This is a genomic window from Taibaiella lutea, from assembly GCF_008629695.1.
Lineage (GTDB): Bacteria > Bacteroidota > Bacteroidia > Chitinophagales > Chitinophagaceae > Taibaiella > Taibaiella lutea.
Genome location: NZ_VWSH01000001.1, coordinates 891464 through 915296, shown reverse-complemented (window position 1 = coordinate 915296; position 23833 = coordinate 891464). Strand labels below are relative to the sequence as shown.

Annotated in this window: 13 protein-coding genes; 4 read left to right on the top strand and 9 right to left on the bottom strand. The window is 41.1% G+C overall.

The window, feature by feature from the left end; translation table 11 throughout:
* Positions 1–76: 76 nt before the first annotated feature.
* From F0919_RS03855 to F0919_RS03820, 8 genes are all read right to left on the bottom strand, one after another.
* The gene (locus F0919_RS03855) at positions 77–433 is read right to left on the bottom strand and encodes a hypothetical protein (RefSeq protein ID WP_150031392.1); all 357 of its coding nucleotides are present in this window, start codon (positions 431–433) and stop codon (positions 77–79) included.
* Between the two features lie 948 nt (positions 434–1381).
* Positions 1382–1801, bottom strand: coding sequence for a hypothetical protein (locus F0919_RS03850; protein WP_150031391.1), 420 nt, complete (start codon positions 1799–1801; stop codon positions 1382–1384).
* 56 nt (positions 1802–1857) lie between these two features.
* Positions 1858–2553 (bottom strand): hypothetical protein, encoded by a 696-nt coding sequence (locus F0919_RS03845; RefSeq protein ID WP_190277249.1) that lies wholly within the window; start codon positions 2551–2553, stop codon positions 1858–1860.
* 369 nt (positions 2554–2922) lie between these two features.
* Positions 2923–3396: a hypothetical protein gene (locus tag F0919_RS03840; RefSeq protein WP_150031389.1), complete on the bottom strand. Its 474-nt coding sequence runs from the start codon at positions 3394–3396 to the stop codon at positions 2923–2925.
* 5 nt (positions 3397–3401) lie between these two features.
* Complete coding sequence (locus F0919_RS03835; RefSeq protein ID WP_150031388.1) at positions 3402–7949, bottom strand: RHS repeat protein; 4548 nt, start codon at positions 7947–7949, stop codon at positions 3402–3404.
* Positions 7950–8045: 96 nt separating this feature from the next.
* On the bottom strand, positions 8046–11420 hold the full coding sequence (locus F0919_RS03830) for an RHS repeat protein (RefSeq protein WP_150031387.1): 3375 nt from the start codon (positions 11418–11420) through the stop codon (positions 8046–8048).
* A gap of 563 nt (positions 11421–11983) precedes the next feature.
* Positions 11984–12304 (bottom strand): hypothetical protein, encoded by a 321-nt coding sequence (locus tag F0919_RS03825; protein ID WP_150031386.1) that lies wholly within the window; start codon positions 12302–12304, stop codon positions 11984–11986.
* A 322-nt stretch (positions 12305–12626) separates the two neighbouring features.
* Positions 12627–13172, bottom strand: coding sequence for a DUF7935 family protein (locus F0919_RS03820; RefSeq protein WP_150031385.1), 546 nt, complete (start codon positions 13170–13172; stop codon positions 12627–12629).
* Positions 13173–13517: 345 nt separating this feature from the next.
* Between F0919_RS03820 and F0919_RS03815 the strand changes: the two genes are divergently transcribed.
* From F0919_RS03815 to F0919_RS03800, 4 genes are all read left to right on the top strand, one after another.
* Complete coding sequence (locus F0919_RS03815) at positions 13518–18296, top strand: translocation/assembly module TamB domain-containing protein (protein WP_150031384.1); 4779 nt, start codon at positions 13518–13520, stop codon at positions 18294–18296.
* Between the two features lie 214 nt (positions 18297–18510).
* Complete coding sequence (locus F0919_RS03810; protein WP_190277248.1) at positions 18511–21330, top strand: outer membrane beta-barrel protein; 2820 nt, start codon at positions 18511–18513, stop codon at positions 21328–21330.
* A gap of 24 nt (positions 21331–21354) precedes the next feature.
* Entirely contained in the window at positions 21355–22098 is a 744-nt protein-coding gene (locus F0919_RS03805) for a GLPGLI family protein (RefSeq protein WP_150031382.1), read from the top strand.
* A 223-nt stretch (positions 22099–22321) separates the two neighbouring features.
* Positions 22322–23188 (top strand): hypothetical protein, encoded by an 867-nt coding sequence (locus F0919_RS03800; protein ID WP_150031381.1) that lies wholly within the window; start codon positions 22322–22324, stop codon positions 23186–23188.
* 120 nt (positions 23189–23308) lie between these two features.
* Here the strand turns inward: F0919_RS03800 and F0919_RS03795 are convergent, their stop codons facing one another.
* Positions 23309–23779 (bottom strand): hypothetical protein, encoded by a 471-nt coding sequence (locus F0919_RS03795; RefSeq protein WP_150031380.1) that lies wholly within the window; start codon positions 23777–23779, stop codon positions 23309–23311.
* Between the last annotated feature and the right edge of the window lie 54 nt (positions 23780–23833).

Sequence of the window (23833 nt, the reverse complement as noted above, 5' to 3'; positions counted from 1 at the left end):
TAACTAATTAGTAAAATGATTATTGTAGTCAGTCTTCGTTTCATATTTTGAATAATATTGTAACTTTTACGTTTTATTAAAGTGATTCTTCAAAATTATAAGTAGCCCAAAATTTATATTGCCCATTATCACTTTTCCTGTAGACATCATATAAGTATGTTTTTCCTTTTTTTCCTATGGAATCACCTATTTCAATACCATTTTTATCAGAAGGCATAAAATAAAGTTTTAAACCATTTTTCAAATGAAATTCAATTGACCTGTTATAGTAAGAATTTGAACTCACGACAGTCGTTTTAAAACTTTGTTCATAAAAATTCTGTTCGGTTTTTGAACCATGAATTTTGGAAATCACAATCCATCCTATAAAAATTATAACTACTGCTCCAAAAACCAATAATCGAAGCATTGGAGCTCTAATAATCTTTTCCATAATAAATAGTTTGACCTTATAGAAATATGTCCTAAAACAAATATGTAATTATTGTTTATGTTAATTATTTGCCTGTCCTCAATTCCAATTATGGAAACTGACAGAAGTTAAAATTGTATTTATTCTGTTCTCTAAAGTATAAAACATTAATCAAAAAAGAAAGCATTCCACTATAATGGACAAAGACAATAATTTTATTCTTTAAGTGAATTATAAAAATAAAAGAAGACGGGGATTATCCTGTCTTCTTTTACCTCAGCTTTTTCTTCTTGTTGGTCGATTTTCAATCATGTGTTCTCTTTTGGTCGCTAATACATAAGCCTAACTGCAAACTATCGGCTAAGCCATATGGCTAATCCAATAAAACTAATAAACGTAAAAAGAGAATATGCAATTCCTACTAGCGCCATTTGTCTGTTTCTGCCTTTATACTTATGTTCATTATCGTTAATTATTCTTTTATAATTATTCTTTTTTAAAAAATAATATCTGCATAATAAATAGAGAATTAAAAATATAGAAGCAAGAAGCATATTAATTAAATAATTATAAGGATACGGGGTGAAATAACCTTTAGGTATTATAAACTTCAATGGAAAGGAAAGTGCTATTACATTTGTTGTCAATAAAAGTGAATAAAACCAAGAAGCTATATTTTCATCTCGTTCGCCAACGCGTTTTATTAATGTAAACATTCTATATAAACAATAATATAGAAATTCAAATGTGCTAATTAGTCTTTTCCCCATATATTCTCTTACTAAATTATAAACTATCAATCAAAAAAGGAAGCATTCCACTATAATGGACAAAGGCGATAGTTTCATTTTTCAAACTTATAACACTAAATATAGAAGAAGACAGGAATTATCCTGTCTTCTTCTATATCAAACGCTGTCTGCATTGATAGATTTTCAATTATAAATATTACTTGCTAGTACTACTTGTTTATTTTACTTCGAAAACCCAATTTTTTGCTTTTAAATAATCTATTGTAACAGAGTATTTCCGTATCAATTTATTCATTGTTAATGTGTCTTCTCTTCCAATATTTATTGAATCTATAATGTAAATATAAGCTGTCCCATTATCAAAACTACTAGTATCTGTATCCCATTCTCCTAAAGTTTCAATTGTTCCTTTATTCCCACTTTGTATAAAATAAAACTCTTTAGGTATTTTGCCATTAGATGTAGTGTAGTAGTAAGTAGAATAAAACTCATTAGCGAGTTTTCCAGTGGAATCTTTAGTGAAATAATAACTAATCAAATTTGGTGAATTATTTATTATTGTAAACTTGTTGTCAACTAACTCACAGCTTATTAAAACTGTAATAAAGCTTAGGAATATTAATGATTTGGTTTTCAATATGTAGCTGATTTTAATTATAAATTATTTTGATAAAATTGATGCTTATTATTATATTAATGTATTGTGCTCATTCCCAAAAATACCGTAATACCCCATCCTGCATACATCATTGCCCTTATTCCAACGGGATATTCAGCTTCTCTGGTTTGCGAATTATTAGGCCAGTTATTAATTGGTGCGGTCGGCCCAAAGAACTCTTGTGCTCTCGTATTGGCGTCTGTTTCAGAGAAATAATATTTATGTGGAATTGACAAACTTGATCCAGACCATTTATCCAATTTATTTTCAAACGTATTGTATAAGCTTAGAATAGCAATGTCCCTATAATATTTAGTAAAACCATTTTCGTCGTAATTTAATTTATGCCCATATTCATGCTGCTTAAGCGCTGTGTTTGTATTATACTTTTCAACAATTATACCAAATGGAGGTAAAGTAATTCCTCCTTGCATCCATTGTTTTTCATAAACATTTATTCCAAGGTATGATTCCGCCTGTGCATACTTTATTTTCCCTCCCGATGCTTCAGTGCCATTAATGGTATAATGTGCTGCAGAGTTTTGGGTTAAATACAAGTTGAAGTTGCCAGCTAGTATTGCATCCACAAGTTCTCTGAATCTATTACCTACCACATTCGCAGCCTGTTTGCTTTGCTGTTGTCTTCCGTAACTTTCATAATCAGCAAGTACTTGTTGCTTAATCATTGGCGGAATAATATCCCAAAATGTATTCAGCATTACTGCAGACATGCCGGACGATGAAAAACCGGCAGAAAACATATCACCGGGAGTTCCCTTAGTACTACCCCGCTTTTTCCAAACCAATTTATTGATTCTCTAAAGTATAAAATATCAATCAAAAATAGAAGCATTCCACTATAATGGACAAAGGCGATAATTCATTCTTTGGGCTTGAATATGTAAAAGACAGGATAATTCCTGTCTTTTACATCAACTTTTTTCTCGTTGATTGATTTTTAATCATAATACTTTCTTGAACGCAACTGAGAAAATTAAATTTAATTAAAAGAAAGGCATTTTTTTAATTCTGCTTGCTATTACTAATTTGATGTTACCAATAACAACCATTATTTTAATATTACTTTGACTATTAAGTGATTACCAATTTATCCTTTTAGTAAAAACATTTATACTCTGTATTATTGCGTTAACTTGCTGCTTATTCAGACTATTTTCAATCAATAACTTTTTCTTGAGTTCATTGAGATACATAACAGCATCCCCTCTATTTAACAAGGAATATTTTTTATTTTTATTATCTTCTTCAATACTTATAAGTAATCCCAATGATTCTCTTTCTGTTAATGTTAGAGTTTTTTTAATTGTTGTTTGTTTCGATTTTACAAAAAGGTCGACAATTTTATAGGTTTTGTTTGACACATAGATCATATCTACTTTATCCGTATTTTCTGCCTTTAATTTATTATTTGCAGTAATAAAAATTGAACGGATAGGTTTATCACTATTAGTGCCCGCATATTCAAATTTAATTATTCCATTGTAACAATTTTCTTGTCCTTTTATATTATTACATGATAAAAAGACAATTAGTATGAATGCTAGATATTTCATTATTATTAGTTTTTGAAAAAATTATAAATAGAAAGAGGTTTGATTAAAATTCTATACATAAAGGAATTAACTCCAAAGGAAGAAGGTGTGATAATCTGAGGTGCTGATATGGAAGAAAGTTCCCCATTAGTTATTTGAAAACCATAGGAAATTGTCACTATAGGATAATAAAACATTCCTTTCTTACCTACTAATGAAAGTTCCCCCCTCCAAGTGGCATCTTTATATCCAAAATCACGTACGGGATTATCATGGAATGTTAAATCAAAACCATCCTTATTAGTATGAGCCTTCATTTCTGACGAGGTATAATAAAATGGTAAATTATCATCACCTGGATATGGATCATTATACGGAGAATTTGTCCCTTTTGCAGCTTTATCGGTCCATATAGTTTGAACCCATTGAAAATCTGAATATCCAGTTCCTGGATCCTTATATCCTAAATCAATAATAACTCCTCCAGATTCTCCATTATCATACGCTACAAATTTACTTACAGTCAGACCAATAGAAGAAATAGATTTATTACTGCTACTTCCGTTCTTCTTATCAGAATCTCTCCCGCCTATCGTCCCATCCAAATTTCCTTCTTCAAATGGATTTTTCCAACTAATATTACAACCGACAGGAAATACTTTGGCCCATTTCCCATTCTCAATTTTATAGTTAATGCCACCCGCACTGAGATTTCCATTAATAGTACTATAGACCTGTTGTTGCTGTTCCCGCTCTTGTATCTGTGCTACCATTACATTAAACGCACGCTGTGCATTAAAGAGCATTAGCGGATCAAGGTCCATGCCCGACATAGTTGCCATGTTCATAGCGCCACCGCCACCGTTCAACCAACTCTCTGATGCTATCCCACTACCATCCGGTCCCAGTCCTGCACCGCCTTTCGTAAACTGTGCAAAGCGGCCATAATCAGGTAGTAACCCATTCGGGTCCACTGCACTTTCAGGTTGGTTACCCATAGCCGCATACGGGCTGTACCTGTCCTGTCCGCCAAAAGCCGCCAGAGGATCCACGCTTAAGAAACGTCCTATCTGCGGGTCGTACTGCCTTGCGCCAAAGCTCATCCAGTCAAGCCCACTGCGAATATACTCATTACTCTGGTATTTACGACGCTGTGCCATCAGGTCGCGGTCATCACTGCCCAGCCCTTTAATCGGCAGCCCATGCGGGTAATAATGGTTCTCCTGCAAAAGATTACCTTTTATCACTTCCACCTGCAGGCGGTCAAAATAAACATCCCGCACCGTCCTGTTGCTCAGGTAAACCGCTATATAGCCGTTCACCGGCATCTCCATCGCCTCCGTGGTGCCTATCAGCCCCCAGCCGCCCTCATGCTCCGCCTGGAAGGCCCCGCTGGAGCCCGATACGATATTCATATGCTCGTCAAACATCACATAGTTCAGGTAAGCCCTCGGCTTCGAGAGGTCCGTCTGCGACTGCACTATCTCGTTATAGAAGCTGCTGTTGCTGCCGTTAAAGATATCGCCCACCAGCTTCGTATTATGGTTCTCGCCCTCAAAACCGTTATAGCCACCGCTAAGCGCAGTTATCACATTGGCTATCATATCATCGGCATTTATGGTACTGTCATGCTCAGGGTCGTAATAATCATAATAGTCGTTCACCTTCATGTTTACCCTGTCGCCCGCCATTACATGCAGCAGCAGCGCGCTGCCCACCGACTTGGCTGCATCGCGCCCGTTCAGCTTTGCCGCCATGCTGTTGTCTTCATCGCCGCCCGGCTTTACTTCCCGCAATTCGTCAATATTGTCGAATATCAGGTTTTCGAGGTTGGCGCTGGCTATCTCATAATCCGCCAGGTAGTCCCTCGGCATCGAGCTTGTTACGTTTATGGTGCTGCGCACATTGCCCAGGTGGTCTTTTACAAAAAACTCCTCCCTTACAGGAAGCACCACACCTGTTTGAAACACGGTGCGTCCATCCGCTGTCAGTATGTATTTAAGTGAATCATTCTCATACACCGCATTGCCGATATAATCCGTAACAACGGTGCCCGTCTGCTGGTCGGCCAGTATTTCCTGCACCTTGCCGCCCGCCGCATCATAACTGTAGGCAAAAGTATTGCCGTTACCCGTTGTTATATTTACAGGCTTGTTAAAAAACGTATAGCTGATGGTCTGGCTGATACCTTTGTTGGCATCCGTGGTAAGGTTGCCGTTAGGGTCATAGGTATAATCTTTTTCCGCAGGGTTGTCCTGAAAGTCGCCCGCCCCATAGTCCGCCACGCCGCCGTTATCAACCACGTCATTTAAGCGGTTGCTGTTCTGCTGATAGGTATAGTGCAGTATGTCCATATTTACAGGCCCGTCTACCGGTTTGGTACCCCTTTGGGCCATGTCCGTTATATTGCCGTTTTCATCGTATTTCAACCCGCTGACACTGTAGTCCATGTCATTTTTTATCCAGTTGCTATTTTTAATGTAATTGAAGTCGGCCGACTGCAGCAATTGGTTGCGGGTATATTCATAGCCATAGGCAAGCATCTGGTCCGCATCGCTGCCCCTCCATATCATACCGGCCATCTTGCCGTCAATCCTGTTTTTATCAAAGCCGTAGTCATATTTGATGGATTCGCCGAAAGTGCGGCTGTAGTTTTCCTTGTTGCCAGTCTCGGCATAGGTGCCGTTGATGCCCGTCAGCTGGCCGCGTATATTGTAGCCCATGTCCTGCACCTCGCCGCCGCCGCCCAGCGATTTGCGCTTCACGCGGCCCAGATCGTCGTAAGTAAAAGTATTGATGGCATTCCAGGTGCCGCCGTCCACCTGGTGCTTGGTGTCAAGCAATGCGCCGCTGGTACCGTCATAAGTATATTTCGTCAGTTCGGTATGCCCCTGCACTGCATCTGCGCTGTTGGCATTGTACCATGCATGTTTGTTCAGCAGCATCCTGTTTGCAAAATCATACTGCGTGCCGCTTAGGTTAAAATGTATCACATTGCCCTGATACAGGTCCGAGCTGCCGCTATAGGTAGCCCTGCCCTTGCTGTCGTAAAATATAACCGATTTGCGCCAGTCCCCTGTTTTAGAAGCATCCGCATCCGGTGCAGGCAATATACGCACCATGCTGCCGGTAACCGCACCATACACATTCATGCTGCGTTCGGGCATTTCCGAGCCCGGAGACGATACCATTTCCGTAAAATTAAGCTGGTTGTTCAGGTTGTCCCATTCACTGCCGCTGGGGTCAACCGTATTGTAATCATCGTAGTAAGTATAGGCCATCATTGTATTGTCGCTGATGTTATCGTCCGGGTATTCCGCCTCGCCTGCAGCGGTGCCGATATAGTAAGGTATCGTACCGCCTGTTGCTCCGTTTACAGCAGCGCCATCCAGTTCGCCCTGCCACTGGTCCCTGTTGAAAGCATTGGCATTATCAGCAAATACAGAACTGGCCTTTACCCTGTTCAGCACATCATAAAAAGTAACTTCCCATTTATTTTCAAGCCTTTCATTAGGCGTCTGGCGCATCACCGGCCTGTCTTTGGCATCATACACCATATAAGTAAAACCGTCCTCGCCGGGCTTCTGTGCAACTGTCAGCCTTCCCTTGTCGTCATATTGGTACAGGAAGCAAAGATTCTTCACCACATCCGTACTGAGTGCACCGCTGTTGTCCTGGTAATACTTGAAAGCCTTGGGTGTAATGGTGCAGCGAAGGTTGCCCTTTGCGTCATAAACATAATAGGTGTAATTATATACCGATACATAAGTGGACGGTGGTATGAGGGTGTAATCAGCGGCTTCCATCTTAAGGATAAGCCTGCCATCCTTGTCCGTATAGGTCTTGCTTTGTGTTGCAGTATAAGCGGCGCCTTCAAAGGGCCCTGTCATCTGCTTGCCGAAAAGCTGCTTCGCGGCGTAATAACCCGATGCCACAGGCATGCCCGAGCCTTCGTCCCAGTCCCATATCAGTATCTCATTGGCGGCATTGCTTATATTTTGCAGCACCGTTCCGCGGTCCTGGCCTACCTGGCTTTTGCCCGGCGCATAATCCGTCACCGAATACTGGCCGGCATCCGAAGTGTTCTTTGTTTTGGAGAAACCCGTATAACCCTCATTCGGGTATAGGCCGCTGTAATAAGTTTGCTGCGCCTGGAAGGCATTGCTTTGGACCCCGCTGCTGCCCGCTGCATAGGGCAGGTAGCTCCTTTGCTCCCCTGCGGGATAATTATAGGCAATATTCACCAAGTGTCTTGCCTGCCCGTTTACATTCGCTGCGTTACGGGTAACTGTCTGATAAGGACGCATAAAACCGTCGAGGTAAGCCGTTTGTTGCCTGATAAGGCCCGGCTGGTTGCCGGTGTTGACATCTGCCGTATCGGTTATCGGTATCAAAGGCACATAGCTCCTGATATAGCTGATGTCTCCGGTAGTATTGACCTCTGCCGGTGTGGATGCATTGCTTGCCGAGCCTGCAGGGCTTGTCTGGCTCAGGATAGGCTTGTTGGTCTGTGCCCTGCCTGCCCCCGCAGCACATAAAAGCGGCAATATTATATATAAATGCTTTAAACGCATAAAGGTGATTTTTAAGTTGTTTCTAATACAATTCCGTTCATCCCGCTCAGGTGTCCCACACCTTTGAGGTGTGGGACACCTGAGCAATGAAAAGATCTATTGTGCTAAATGGCGTTCCTGTTTTGAAATGACATTGCCATCCTGATCCTTTACCGCCGTCTGCCTGCCAAGCGCATCATACAGGTAATACGTAATGCGCCCCTGTGCATCCGTGGTTGACGTGGCGCCTGCCATCGGTGCATAAACGGCATTGCTCATCTGTGAACCTTTGGGGAACAGCCTTATTTCATCTATATACAATGGCTGCGTAGTAGTAAGCTGAAGGCTGCCGTTTGCCGTAGGCGTAAATGTTGCCATCCATTGGGTCCAGCTGTTCAGCGTATGGATACTGGTATATGCAATATTGCTAAGCCCCGCTCCGGAAATAGTTGGCGTAAAATCCTTTGTCCAGAAAGTCAGGATATAAGTTACGCCGGCAGTAAGCGTTGGTGAAGTAATTACATTGTTGGCGGTAAAGCCCGGGGCTATCAGTTTGTACACCGTCTTGCCACTGATGGCACCGGCTGTGTTTTGCAGTCCCCATTCATTATAGGAAAATCTTCCGTTGGTGACATTGCTGTTACCGGTGGAGGCGGCATTACTTTCAAAGCTGGTAAAGCCTATGTCTTTAAGCCGTCCATTGCTTACATCCGCTACCTTAGCACCGGTTACCGGATCCCATATCATGGATTTGTAGATTGCCTGATCCGATATTTTTGTTTCTACAGGATTGCCTTTGGCATCATATTGCAGCACCTCGCTCATCTGCTGGAAACTTCCTACAGGCGATGTGGTATTATAGGCTGCCAGTATTTTGCTATATCGGTTCGCACTCGAAACAATGCTGATGCCTGTATAACCGGTAAAGCTGATAGGGTCCTTTGAACGTAACGTAAAAAGCTTTTTGGTATTGATTTTGTCGCTCTGGTATTGGAAGCAGGTAATGCTCGCATCGAAAAGCTTATCCATCTGCCCTATAGTGTTCAGCTTCCAGCGTTCCATGCCCACTTTAAGTTCCAGTCCCGCAGCCGTCATATCATAGAGTGTGCCGGGTTGTGCCCCGTCTGTTACGCCGGGACCGCTTACAGCATAGTTGTAAATATTTTTTAGCATGAATTTCTCGCCCCGGCTATTGGTCGTGGTGGTGCTGATGGGGTTATTGCGTTCGTCATAATTATAAGTCACCTGGTCGGTTATAAAAGTTGTCCCGTTGATGTATTTCTGCGTTGTGGTGCTTATCAGCTTTGAGATGCCGGTAAAGGGCCGGTAGCTTTCGCTGTCCACTATTGCAGGGTTGGAGCCGCTTGCATCTGTGGTGGCAAGTATCTTCAGGTTTCCGATTTTACCGGTGGCGGAAGTATCGTCCGTCTCTGAATTATAAGCATTGTTGGTAACGGAAAGGATATTGCCGTACTGGTCATATTCGGTGACAACCAGCGGCAGGCCTATTTCCCAATTCTTTATATATTGCTTGTCGGTAAACGGATACTGGAAATAATTTTTGCTGCCCGTTTTATAATAGGAAGTCCCTCCCGTTCTTGAAATATTCTGAAAGATTATCTCCCGCTTGGAAAGCGATGTGCCGGACTGGTTCTTTGTTTCAACAGTTACCGTAGTATAGCCGTGGTTGGAACCGTTTACAAACTGATGCGGGGAAACAAAACTGTTGTTGAACAGCGTATTGCTGCCGCCGTTGCGGTAAGGATAATCGAAATAGCCGCCCGGCATAAACCTTTGGCCCTGATCGTACGTGTAATCCTGACGGGTATAAACGCCCGGATAATGCGGGTCGGACATTTTTACTGATTGGAGCCTTACGCCGTCATTGGTCGTTGCGCCGAAAAAATAAGCATCAGTCGGTAATGTAATGCCCGCATCCGAAGTTACGTTCGAGAGCGAATGGCCTTCATAAGTAAATTCCGTCAGGCCGCCGGAGGCATTCTTTACGGAAATCAGGTTGCCCGCCATAGCAAAAGCAAAGTCATCGTTCCTGTCCACACCGTAAGCGCCGCCGTTACCGTATTTAGGCGAATGCGAAGGGATGCTGAGCATACCGGCGTTCTGGCTTACCGCCTTGCCGTTATAATAACCGTAATAATCCTGCGAGCCGCTGAACCTTGGCGGCAACCGCAGTTGCTTATAACCGAAAGTATAATAAGGCTCTGTTACACTGCTGCCTATACCGGCAATAAGCACGCCTTTCAAGATAAGCCTGTGGTAGCGGTAATCATCGTCGCCCGTAGTATTGACATCATAACAGGAACCCAGCGCAATCTCCATCGGTATATTCTGGCCGTCCTTGGTAGAAAGAGAATAGCCTTGGTCCATGATATAACGGACCCCTGCACCGACCTGAGCCACCTCTATCTGCTCCAGTACAGGATTGGAAGCCCCGCCTGTAGGATCATCGCAGCGGCTGCCGCTCCGGTAAGTAAAAGTGGCGGTTGTATTGTCCGGGTAGCTGATGGAAGCAATCTGTTTGGTGCTTACATACTGCGTATTGGACTGCACAATGCTTGCTCCGGTCACAGGTGCAACACCGCTGCGCTCTGCCGACGTAAAAGCATTGTAGAGAGCAGTGCTGGTAGAGGTGTTAAAAAGGGGCGTGTCATTGTACAGGTAATTAATTTCCAGGCCGTTATTCTGAACTATCTTACTTACCACCCAGCGGGAGGTGTATTGAAGCTCTGCAGAGCCATAAGTGGAGTTATAATGCTTATAGCTTACATCGCCCTTTACAAAATAGTACCAGTTTCCCTGTGCATCCCTTACCCTGAAGCTCAGCGTGTTGTTGTTGCTGGAAAGCGGCATATGAGTTACTGGGACATCATTGACCAGTATGTCTATTTTGATATTCGTATGCGGGTTGGTAAAGACAAAACCGTCCTGGCCGATATTAAAAGTGAAGGAAAGCCCTCCCACCGAAAAAATAAAATCGTCGCTTTCGTCATCCATATATCTTTCCCCATCCAGAAAATAAGCATTGGGGTCAGAAGGATTGGTGCCGAAATACCGGGCCCATCTACCCTTGACGCCTACGCTGTAGTCTCCCACGTTGCCGGTTCCGGTAGTATGTATCAAGCTGTCATAAGTATTGATTTCATCCGGTACATCCTTCATCACACGGGTAATGCTGCCGCCCGCATTCAGGCTCCAGTGCAGGCCCACGGAACCGCTTAGCTCATCCACCTTTACCCCGGCGGTATTATAGCTCAATGAAATACCCTTGTCCCCGTAGGAATAGATGGGTACCGAAACATTCGCCGTGCCGTTAAACAGGTCGGGGCTGTAAATACTGCCCTGGTTGCCGTCGCCGCTCAGGCCCGGCGCAAGTTTGGTATCCGGTGCGCCGCCTTTCAGCGTTTGCTGGGCATTTCCCTGCAAAGCTGCAACGCAGAGCAGCATAACAGATAGCAATGCTTTTTTTCTCATAATTGTAGATTTTATTTTATGCTTTATTTATTTTTTATTACTCAATTTCCTCAATTACCATAAAAACAGTTCGCATGTCACATGCACGTAAAGATCAAAGGACTTTAAGGTTCGTTCAGTAAACATTTTCATCAGGTATGGTTAATCCCTGATATTAAACAGTATTGGTATTATCGGCAGGAAATCCCGGGGAGGAAGTGATAAGGCTTTCATTCTTTGGGTGGGATATAAAATAAACGCAGATGCTATACATTATCACTTTGCGAAAATAAAAATCCGTTCCTGTAAAACAAACATTTTTGTTTTATTTAACAAAGGAACGGAAAAACATTTAAAAATAAAATGCGCTGTCTTAAGAATGTATTATTTTTTTTAAAACTATTCTGTTGAATGTCTGCACCCGGCCTTTGAGGTGTCCCACACCTCGAAGGTGTGGGACACCTCAAAAACAGCCCTGAAAGGGCGAAATAAAACAACGATGGGTAAAACCCATCGCTATTCTTAAGCCTCAAAGCGAAGCTTTGCTATCCGGAGCTACTGTTTTCTTTTTATAAACCTTAATCCTATCTATCTATGTGTTTCATTAAACCACAACTTGTCCTGTTTGAAGAATAGATACACAGGGAATTATTTAGAATTGAAATCATGACTATGGATGGAAACTCATTTGTCACACATGCAAACTCATTTGCTACAGATGCACAATAATTTGCCACACATGGAAACTCATTTGCCACAGATGCATAATAATTTGCCACAGATGGAAACTTATTTGCCATAGATGGAAACTCATTTGCTACACATGGAAACTCATTTGTCACAGATGCACAATAATTTGTCACACATGGAAACTCATTTGCTACAGATGCATAATAATTTGCCATAGATGGAAACTTATTTGCCACAGATGGAAGCTCATGCTGCAGATGTATGAGAGTGTAAAGCAAATTGTTTAAACAGATTTAGAGCATACAGCAATAGCTGATTGGAGCGGACTGAAAGACAGCCCTGAAAGGACGAAATAGAATAGCGATGGGTGCAACCCATCGTGTCAATTATCACCCATCGTCTCAATTGCCACACCTTGTTATGTGTCCCACACCTCAAAAGTGTGGGACACATAAAAACAACCCTGATAGCACAAAATAAAACAGCGACAGGTAAAACCCATCGCTATCAAGATATATTATATGTTTTTCCTATGATTTACCCTTGCTGGCTCAGCACAAGCTTAGCCTCGTTATTAATCACCTCAAGCGCCACCTCTGATGGAAGATCATTTTCATTCGAGATAATAAAATCAATCATTTTCTGATGCAGCTCCTTTGCAGAGCTATCAGGATTCAGCAAACCTGCCACCTGATTTATCATAGCCATCTCCTGCTCCTTCACACTCTGAACCGTTTTCCATACCTGCGCCGACACATATATCTGTTGGGAAAGATTATGCTCATATTCCATTTTAATAGATTGTATCAGAGCCGTTTGTAAATCGCGTGTCGTCATACCCGTTTCATACATTCTCGGAATCAATACCCTCGGATGGATGCGTTCCATATAAAGCGCCAGTCTTTCATAAGCCTGTAAGCGCAGGCGCAATGTAGTGTCCATGCCCTGCTGGAATATGGAAAGGCGTTTGCGCTCCGTTTCGTTCACCAAAAACTTTCTGACAATAGTGGAAGTAGCAATCAGGACTATGATTGCAGGAATGATATATTTAAGGATTTCAAGAATAGTCTGTAAAGCAGTCATTTTAAATTTTTATTAGTAGTGAATAATGTCATTAACTTAAACCATAAGCGAAGCTTTGCTATGTGCAACTATTGCTTTCTTTATACAAAAAATGAACTATGTATCTATGTGGTTGAAATTAGTTAATGGCATAAGGTTGCAAATATACAATTTCAGTCTTTGCCAAATTCAATAAAAATGCCCGTCATTATCCACCAGGCAAAAGCTATTTTTCATGTTATTAACGAGTTAGGTAATGTCATCTTCCTAATTTTAGCATTTGTAAACGGGCTAATACGCTATCTTTGCCCCTAAACATACCTGCCGCTGAAGCGTTTTTTTAAAATATTAAGAAACATACTCCTGGTGTTTGCCGCTATCCTCATTTTATTGGTGATATTGGTAAACCTCAAACCCGTCCAGAATTTTATAGCGCAGAAAGCGGTCGCAGTACTTTCCGACAAGCTAAAAACCAAAGTAAGCCTTAAAAGCGTACGCATATCCCTCTTCAATGAATTTCAGCTGGAGCAATTATATATCGAAGACCGGCAGAAAGACACCTTATTATATGCAGGCGAAGCGTCCGTAAAAATAACCGACTGGTTCTTTTTTAAGAAACATCCTGTTATATCCTATATCGGGCTGAAAGATGCAAATGTAAAAATGTACCGTACCCGCACATCGGACGTCTGGAACTATCAGTTTGTTATAGATGCCTTTGCTTCTAAATCTTCAGCCCCTTCCAAAAAAGGCAATACCACCTTTGATATTGATTTAAGAAACGTTGACCTCGTTAATGTCAGGTACGCCATGATTGATGCCTGGGCAGGAAGCGATATGCTGGGTGCAGTGCAGCGTTTCAGTATCGATGCGCGTAAAGTGGATTTTAAAAAGCAGATTATAGACATCAATACCATTTCAGGGAAGAATGTTTTATTTGGCTTGCGCGACTATAAAGGCGGACGCCCCCCGCATCCCAAAAGCAATAAAGTGCCCGTTATAGATACTACCCCTTTTAATCCCGGGCATTGGAAAGTAAATATAGATGCGGTAAAACTCGAAAACAGCCGTTTCTTCCTCGAAGATCCCGATACGAAAGCCCCCGCGGGTTATTTCGATCCCTATCACATGGATGTTACCGGAATTGATGTTGCAATAAAAAACATTGCCATAACAGGCGATACCTTAACTGCCGACCTCAATCATTTAAGCGGCCGGGAAAGATGTGGTTTTGTAATTAAGAAATTGGCCGCAAAAGTCAAAGTATCGCCACGCATTTCAGAATGCCGCAACCTGCAGCTGATTACCGGTAATAGCAACATAGGTGATTATTACGCCATGAAATACCGCCGCTTTCCCGATTTTGAAGATTATATCACCAAAGTCGTGATGGTGGGGCATCTGAACAAATCGGAAGTAGGCATTCAGGACATTGCCTATTTCGCGCCTGCATTGGAACAGTATAAAAACTTATCCGTAATCGTTTCAGGAAAAGGCACCGGTACGGTAGACAACCTCCACATGACCGACCTGAAACTGGACGATGGCTTTACAAAGTTTTCAGGCAATCTGTCTATGAAAGGGCTGCCGGATATCGATGCTACCTTTATGGATTATCAGAATGGCGAAATCCGGACCTCAGGATTAGCTGCATATGTATATTCCCCCGGCTTGCGCACGCAGGATGCCATTGATTTGAAAGCATTGCAATCCGTAATATTCAAAGGAAGCTTTATCGGATTCATTTCCGATTTTAAAACCAAAGGAACCATTACATCCAACCTCGGGAACATAACCGCAGACGTCCGCATGAAACTCCCTTACGGACTGCAAAGCACTTACAGCGGCACGGTTTCTAGTGCCGGTTTTGATATCGGAAGGCTTTTGAAGCAGGAAATATTCGGTAAAATAACGATGGACGCAACAATTGCCGGTAAAGGTTTTAATGCCGATTACGCTTCTGTCGATATTAAAGGAAAAGTCCATGCTGCCTATATAAACGGTTATAATTACCACGACATAAGTATAGATGGCTTGCTGGCCTCCAAAAAATTTGACGGTACCCTAAAGTCCGATGACCCCAACCTGAAACTGGGCTTTGACGGTAAAATAGATTTCTCGAAAGCGCAGCCTGCCTTTGATATGTATGCCAATGTAAAATACGCAGACATAAAAGCAATAGGATTGTCAGACGATTCCATTTATGCGGCGGGCGAAATGCAGCTTGACTTTGAAGGCAACAATATTGATAATTTCGTCGGGACCGCCCAGCTTTTTAATCTGCAGATAACACAGAATGGCATTCCCTTAAACATTGATTCCGTAACACTGGTTTCCCGTGTCAATGAGGGCGGTTATAAAGAGCTTTTACTGACATCTAATGAACTGAACGGAAAGGTAACCGGAAAATTCTCCTTACTGGATCTTCCCGCCTCGGCTCAGATGTTCCTGTCTTATTATTTGCCCGAATATGTAAAAACACCTGTGCATGTAAACCAGACGCAGGATTTACAGTTTGAAATAGACATGCGCTCTTCCAATGATTTGATTGCGCTTTTCAATAAAAAGATACAGCTTGGTACAGGCGCCCGTTTCACCGGTGCGATGGACATGCCGCATCAGCAGCTTTCTTTTACCGGAACAGTGCCCTCTTTTAATTACGGCGCTTTCAGGCTGAATAATATTGTCATTAACAGCACCGGAACCTTTACAGGCTTAAGCCTGAATATGGAAGCCAACGGTTTAAAAGCCAATGACCAGGATCTGGCCTCTACCATTCAGTTTCAGACAAATATTTTCAGGGATTCCGCCATCTTTCAGTTATCTACCACAACACCTACAACGCTTGGCAGCGCAGAGATAAACGGTACCGCCTTTGCAAATAACGATAGCTTTTATGTCAATTTCAAGCCCTCCCAGTTTTATATCAATAATGACAAATGGAATATCCTCCAGGGCAATCAGGTTGTATTTGCAAAGAATTATGTCAGCATAAATAACCTGGAGCTTGAATCAGGTATTCAGAGCCTGCATATCAATGCAGACGGAGAAGGAGCGGGCAACAGTATCGTAGCTCATATCAGGAACTTCGACATAGCACCGCTGAACCGCATCCTCGGATTGGAGAACACCTACGTGGATGGGCGGATAAATGGTGATATTGAGGTCGATAATTTATTGAAAGATCAAATGGTCTCCTTTGATATGTCCGCTTCAAATCTCAGGATGAACAGCGACACTTTAGGCGAAGTACGCGCTGCCGGTTCTTTTGATGTTTCCAACTCCCTTATCACATTGAAAGAAGGCAGCGGCCTGTCTTATAAAGATTCAAGAGCTGCTTTGGAAGGCACTTACAGCCTTAAAAAAGAATCGCACGAAAATATTGACGCAACCATACATCTTGACCATGCCGCAGTGAAATGGGCCGAGCCTTTCCTTGCAGGTTATGTGCATCAGCTGACCGGAGAAATTGACGGGGAAATTTCCATTAAAGGAAATGCTTTTGATCCTGTAACTACCGGAAGCCTTACTTTAAACAAGATTGGCTTTGTGCCTGATATTACCGGCGTGCATTATACTATTCCCGAAGCGGTTATCAATGTTACCGATTCCAAATTTGACTTCGGCTCCATTCATGTAAAAGATGATGAAGGCAATGAAGGCATCATGGCAGGAAGCATCCTGCATACAAGGCTCAGCAATTTTAATTTCAGGCTTAACATGCGCAGTGATAATATTAAGGTGGTTGACCTTAAAGATTATCAGAACGAAAATTTTTACGGCGATGTAAAGGCATCTGTGCAGCTAAGGCTTTCCGGCCCTGCCAATAACCTTAATCTTAATATATTTGCTACGCCTCAACGTAATTCCCATTTGTTCATCCCCATTGTTTATGGCAATGATGTGGGTGAATACGACTATATTCATTTCAAACAATATGGCGAATCGCAGCATCCCGTTATCAAAAGCAAAAACAAATTCAACATCCGTATAGATGCGATAGCTACGCCCGATCTGGAAACCACCATTATTATAGATCCGAATACAAAAGAGCAGATATGGGCAAAAGGCAGCGGCAACATCATCCTTGAAATCCCTTCTGAAGGCGATATGCGCATGAACGGTAATTATATTATCGATGAAGGGAAATATGATTACGCATTCAAGCAACTGACCGTTCTGAATTATCAGCAGCAATTTATAATCAATCCGAACAGCGTCATAAAATGGAATGGCGATATTGCGAATGCAGATCTCGATGTATCGGCTTATGCGCAGATAAAAGCCCGTCTGTACGATTTGATTATGGATGAAGTGGATAGGGTTAATCTTTCCAGCGCTGAAATCAGGGATGCCCAGATAATGCAGATGGTTAATGTGAACATGAACATGAGAGGCTCTTTAAAAGAACCTGAGTTCCGCTTCAGGATTGATTTGGCAGAGAACCGTTCGGTGGGTACTTATGCTTATCAGAAGTTACAGCGAATTAATGCAGACGATAAACAGCTTTATACGCAAGTGGCCTCGCTTTTGTTACTGGAGCAATTTGTGCCGCCCGAAGGTATCAACAACAATACGGCAACAGCAGGTGTGATTAACAATATGAGTGAGCTGGCTTCGTCGGCTGCTTCTGCGCAGTTTACCAATTTTGCCAACAAAATTCTGGGAATGCAGGATTTGTCCATCGGTGTGAAGTATAAGTATTACACTTTAAGCGACAATGCGCTGAACGCTAACTTTATTAACAGAAATGAAGCCGGTCTTAACCTTCGTAAGAATTTTCTGAAGAACAGATTGGTAGTGGAAGTTGGTGGCGTGTATGACTGGGGACGTAATACAGGGACTTCAAACAATGAATTGGTGGGCAATTTTGCGGGCGATTTCAGGGCGCAATACTTATTGACCGAAGATGGAAGGATACGTTTCAATGTCTTCCGTACAAGCGATTTCGATGCCTTGAACTCTCAGTTGGTGGCAAGGCAGGGTATAGGCTTGAGTTACAGAAAATCATTCAATGGTTTGTTTGATTTATTCAGGAGCCAGGAAAAAATAAGGGAAAGAAATATCAGGAAAATGGAAGAACAGCGCCAGCAACGTATGAATAAAGATATGCCTTCAAATGCCGATAGTACTGTCACCAATTAAACAGACAGGAACGCAAAAATATTTTTCAGGACAAACGCAATACTTTTTTATGTATTGCGTTTTTTGTTTTAATTAATTGCAAATATTAGACTTCATAACATAATTCATTTCAACAACCTGTAAATAAACATTGCTGAAATAAACTATGGCGCCAAAAGCGGATTGTCTTCTAAATTATTGTATGTTAGACGTTTATTCCCTTAATCACCATTACATGAATAGATTGCTTTACTTGTTTTTTATATTGTTTTGTGTATTTACTACAACCAATGTTGTCGCACAAAATAATCCTCAGCAGGTTACAACAAAGAACTTCAGCATTACAGGAGTTCTTGCAGATACCATTAATCTTACCAATACAGGTTATGCATCTGTATCCGCATTAAATGCATCCGATTCCGTTTTACAAACCTTTACGAGGACAGATGAAAACGGCAGGTTTGAACTGAAAGTAAATGCAGCAGGAAAATATTTACTCTTGATTTCCCATCCTTCATTTGCTACCTATATTGATATTATCGACGTAGATAAAGCAAATGCCGATGTCGGGACGATTATGATGACTTCAAAGAAACAGATGCTGAATGAAGTGATCATTACAGATGCAAGAGCCATTGTAATAAAAGGCGATACAATCGAATATAACGCCGACAGTTTTAAAACCCGCGCCTTCGACAATGTGGACGAATTGCTTAAAAAGCTGCCGGGCATTGAAATAGGTAAGGATGGTAAGATAAAAGCGTATGGTCAGGAAGTGAAAAAAATGACTGTAGATGGCGAGGAATTCTTCAGTGATGATCCTGCCATTGTTTCAAAAACTTTAAGGGCAAGCGCTATTGATAAGGTACAGGTCTTTGACAAGAAAAGCGATCAGGCTACTTTCTCCGGTGTAGATGATGGAGAACGTATCAAAACAATCAATTTGCAATTAAAGGAAAATGCCAAGAAAGGCTATTTTGGTAAAGCGCAGTTAGGTGGGGGATTGCCGGGTTATTTTGAAAACGAAGCGATGATAAATGCTTTCAAAGGCAAGCAGAAAATTGCAGCTTACGGCATCATGTCCAATACAAATACAAATGGATTAGGTTGGGAAGAACAGAGTAAGTATGGTGGCGGCGGAGGTACCTTTACAGAAGATGATGATGGAAATTTTTACTCGACCTACACCACCGATGATGAGGACTGGGGAGGGGAATACAGAGGAACAGGTTTACCCAAAGCCTGGGTGGGCGGCGCATTATACAATAATAAATGGCTGAACGATTCTTTGATTTTCAACAGTAATTATAAGTTTTCAAAGAAAATGAATGAAGGACTTGAAAATGTTACTTCACAATATATTTTGCCCGATACACAATATTTCAATAAGCAGCAATCCAGTAACCGGAACATTGCTGTCAGGCATAATGTGAGAGTGTCAACCGAATATTGGATTGACACATCATCTTCCCTTAAACTGGACCTTTCAGGCGGTTATAACAATACGCAAAGCCTTAACCGGAATGTCAGCGAATCGATGGATGCAGGCGGTACTTTGATTAACAACAATACCACTGCTCAGGAAAAAGATGGATCAAAGAAATTGCTTAATGCAGATTTGCTGTATAAAAAAAGATTTAAGAAAAAAGGCAGGACTTTTACGGCAGACTTCACCGGCTCCTGGACAGACAGCCGCAATAATGGTACTTTACAGTCCGCCTATAATTTATTTTCTATTGATAGCAGCTATTCCATTAATCAGCGCAAATCGGATACTAATACCAATATTACAGGTAAATTAAGCCTGACTTATACGGAGCCGTTAACCGATAAACTGAACCTTCAGTTCAATTACAATTATAACCTGAATCATAATGATGCGGCCAACAACTCTTATGATATTAACCAGGATAACGGAAACTATACCGATGTCTTTAATCCTTTTTATAGCAGCCATTATCTGGTAAATGTCAATCAGCATTTAGGCGGCGCAGGACTCAGGTATAATACCAAGAAGATAAATGCCGGTATTGGCGTCAATCTTTCTGAAACGCATTTTACGCAGGAAGATAAATTGTTTGATACGACCTATCATTATTCTTATTTCAATGTACTGCCCAAAGCCAGTTTCAGGTATTCCAAAAGCCAGAATACTTCTATTTCATTCCGGTATAATGGCAAAGCAATACAACCCAATCTTACTCAATTACAACCATTGCGCAATAACACCGATCCGTTGAACATTACTATTGGTAATCCTGATTTGAAACAGGCTTATGACCACGGCTTCAATGTAAACTATAATACCTATAAAATGCTGAGTTCACAATACTTGTATTTCGGCAGTTATTTTCACGTCATTCAAAATTCTATCAGCAATAAGCAATTCGTGGATAATAATGGCCGGAGCGTCACTCAGTTTGTAAACGTAAATGGTAATTATTACGGTGGCATCTGGTCGGGCGGAAGCAGAAAAATAAAAGATGTTGAAGTAAATGCAGGCATTAACGGAGATTATAACCATGATAATAATTTTATTAACGGCCTTCCGAACGTAAATAACAGATTAAGTTTTACACCGAATCTGGGTGTGAGATACAACAAAGACACTACGCTGGATTTTGATTATAACTTTTCGCCTGGTTACAATCTCAGCAAATCATCCATCCGTCCGGATATAACTACCAAATATTGGCAATTTGATCAGACCTTGAATTTCCACATCAGTCTTCCGTATAAATTCAGGTTTGGCTCCGAGATGACCTTAAACCTTCGTCAGAAGCTGAACCCGGCTGAAACCAATAATAACAGGTTTCTCTGGAATCTGTCATTAAGCAGGTTCTTCCTGAAAGACAGATCGCTGGAACTGAAAGCTTATGTAAATGACTTGTTGAATCAGAATGTAGGATACAGCAGATATAACACGGCAACTTATGTTTCCGAAAGGACCTATAACACCATAAGAAGATATGCTATGTTCAGCATTATCTGGAACTTTACAAAGGTTGGTGGCAGTGCTCCTGCGGCTGACAATGTTATTGAAATAGATAATTAAGAAGTTTAAACTCAAATAAATCCGATGAAAAATATATCATTGCTCCTCTTATTTTTATGTCTTGCTTATTATTCCTCCGGTCAATTCCTGACACAGGGAAAAATTACTTATGAACGCAAAACCAATTTGCGGCAAAGCAAACAAACCGAAGAAGGTAATGAATGGGTAAAAGAACATATCAAGGAGCTGGCACAGTTTACCATTTCTGATTTTACCCTGACATTTAACAAAGAAGCTTCTGTTTACAAATTTGAGAAAGAACAAGAGGTCGGTGGTTGGAAAATGGATTGGGCCAAAGTAGCTACTGAAAACATGGTTTATACCGATTTTAAAACGGGAACTTATACGGCCGCAAAGAGGGTTTTTGAAAACAATTACCTGATTGAAGATTCGATTCCTGCGTTTCAGTGGAAGATTGTAAATGAAATGCGCACCATTGCCGGATATCCTTGCCGTAAAGCCGTTACACGCATTTGCGACAGTGTTGTAATCGTTGCATTTTATTGCGATGAAATTATGGTAACCGGAGGCCCGGAAAGTTTTAACGGATTGCCCGGCATGATTCTGGGCATTGCAATTCCCAGATTATATACTACTTGGTTTGCCACCAATGTAGAAGCGCTGCCACAGGAAGTAGCACCATTTAAACCTGAAAAGAAAAGCAAAAAGGCATCTGTTTCCGCAATGATTGCTGAAGTTAAAAACGGCACAAAAGATTGGGGAGAGTGGGGCGATCCGAAAAAAATACCCTGGTGGCTTACACTCTGATTTTTAAGATGCGTTTAAGCTATTGTATTTTGTGTAATGCATGCCTGAATAATTTTATTTAGCTTTGAATACAACAAAACAAGGTTTTGCCGTTAAGTAGCCTATGCAAATCAAACCAATAACTTTCCTTCGGAGCATCTTTTTTATTCTTATTGCATGCCTTTCTGTCTCGGTTATTCATGCCGATGAATATGATCTTTTGCCTGTCTCTCAAAACAGGAAGATGCTGAAATTAAATGGTAATGTCATAGGGATGAAAGAACAAAAATATGTTTTGACAAAGGATACGGCTATTTACAATACTATAGGAACCATAAAGCTCGATGATAAATTTATCATTGTTCGTTCAGAGGAAGCAACCTTCGACATTAACGGCAATATTTTAAATCTCAAAACAAGTTCTCTTGTAGATGTGAAACGCAACAAGATGAAGGACAGCATGCGTGTGTTTTATTATAAGAATGATAAGTTAATTGGCATCAGAAATATTTCTGAGAATAAACCTGCCGACTCTTTTGAATTTCATTACCTCCGTAAAGGTCTTTTGGATTATTATCGTTCGTTTGATGTTAATGGCGGAGTGGATTACAAAATGACTTATGTATATAAAGGCAAAAAGGTTTTTACCATCCGTAAAAAGGACAAAGGCAATTTTGCTATTGCAATGATTAAGCTTAAATACAAAGAGGACAGGATTTCTGAATGGGAATATTACGACAAAGAATTCCGGAATACAGAAACACGGCGTTTTTCCTATAAAGAAAATAAGGATGGCAACTTTGATGAAAGCTATGCCGTAGTTGATGGGAATGGAACACTTAGAGGCGGTATGACATTGCTTAAAGATCCTTCAGGTAATATTTTAGAACAAAGTGTGGTGGATAGCGGCCGTACGGTTACTGCTTATTTTCAGTACCAATATGACACACATCAGAATAAAATCAAAGAGAAGATATATTTGGGATTGGAGCAGGCAAATGTAGAAAACAGATATACTTACGACACACACGATAACTGGACAAGGAAAGAAATATTTACCAATGATGTTTTAACCGCTATTGTAACCCGTTCCTATAATTACGGAGAATAATCACAGACACTTCATGGAAAAATGCCTATGCATTAAAGAGTTGCCGGATTGTAGTTTTAAGTAGTGCTTTATAAACGAATAAGCCGACAAACATTTGTTTGTCGGCTTATTCGTTTATAGCTATTTGGCATTATGTTTTATAAAGTCTCTTATTTTCCTGGTATAATCAAAATAACCTGCTTCCATCCTGAGCCAGAAGATGATAAAAATAATCACTCCTACCGCAACCATCGCCAGAGAAGGCCAGTAACTTTCACTTGGATTAATAATATAAAAACCACTTGCGCCCAGTATGCAAAACAAACAGAATATAACAATCAGGTAAGGCCCGCCTACATCAATTCTTCTGGGCTTCGAACTTACAATAACTTTAGTACCCGAAGCACCTAAACCCTGCATTTCAACGTGAGTAATTGGTAAAGTTTTAATACCACTGGCTTCTTCTGCATGAGGAATGATTTTCAACATCTTTTCTTTTTCAGTAATCTCAAAATCCATGTGATGTACCTGTATATGTTGACCCAATAGACGTTGCTTGATATCTTCCATAGACAATGGCGTGTTGTAACGATACGTACGATTAAAGATCATATTTCATTTGTTTAAGAAGTGAGTGATGAATTACCGATAATTATGCAACAAGAT

Bases quoted from the DNA above. Each gene is read 5' to 3' on its own strand.
- F0919_RS03805 (WP_150031382.1), top strand. From the start codon at position 21,355: ATGAAAAATATATCATTGCTCCTCTTATTTTTATGTCTTGCTTATTAT.
- F0919_RS03820 (WP_150031385.1), bottom strand. From the start codon at position 13,172: ATGACTGCTTTACAGACTATTCTTGAAATCCTTAAATATATCATTCCT.
- F0919_RS03800 (WP_150031381.1), top strand. From the start codon at position 22,322: ATGCTGAAATTAAATGGTAATGTCATAGGGATGAAAGAACAAAAATAT.
- F0919_RS03830 (WP_150031387.1), bottom strand. From the start codon at position 11,420: ATGAGAAAAAAAGCATTGCTATCTGTTATGCTGCTCTGCGTTGCAGCT.
- F0919_RS03795 (WP_150031380.1), bottom strand. From the start codon at position 23,779: ATGATCTTTAATCGTACGTATCGTTACAACACGCCATTGTCTATGGAA.
- F0919_RS03845 (WP_190277249.1), bottom strand. From the start codon at position 2,553: ATGTCTGCAGTAATGCTGAATACATTTTGGGATATTATTCCGCCAATG.
- F0919_RS03825 (WP_150031386.1), bottom strand. From the start codon at position 12,304: ATGGCAAATTATTATGCATCTGTAGCAAATGAGTTTCCATGTGTGACA.
- F0919_RS03840 (WP_150031389.1), bottom strand. From the start codon at position 3,396: ATGAAATATCTAGCATTCATACTAATTGTCTTTTTATCATGTAATAAT.
- F0919_RS03835 (WP_150031388.1), bottom strand. From the start codon at position 7,949: ATGCGTTTAAAGCATTTATATATAATATTGCCGCTTTTATGTGCTGCG.
- F0919_RS03810 (WP_190277248.1), top strand. From the start codon at position 18,511: ATGAATAGATTGCTTTACTTGTTTTTTATATTGTTTTGTGTATTTACT.
- F0919_RS03855 (WP_150031392.1), bottom strand. From the start codon at position 433: ATGGAAAAGATTATTAGAGCTCCAATGCTTCGATTATTGGTTTTTGGA.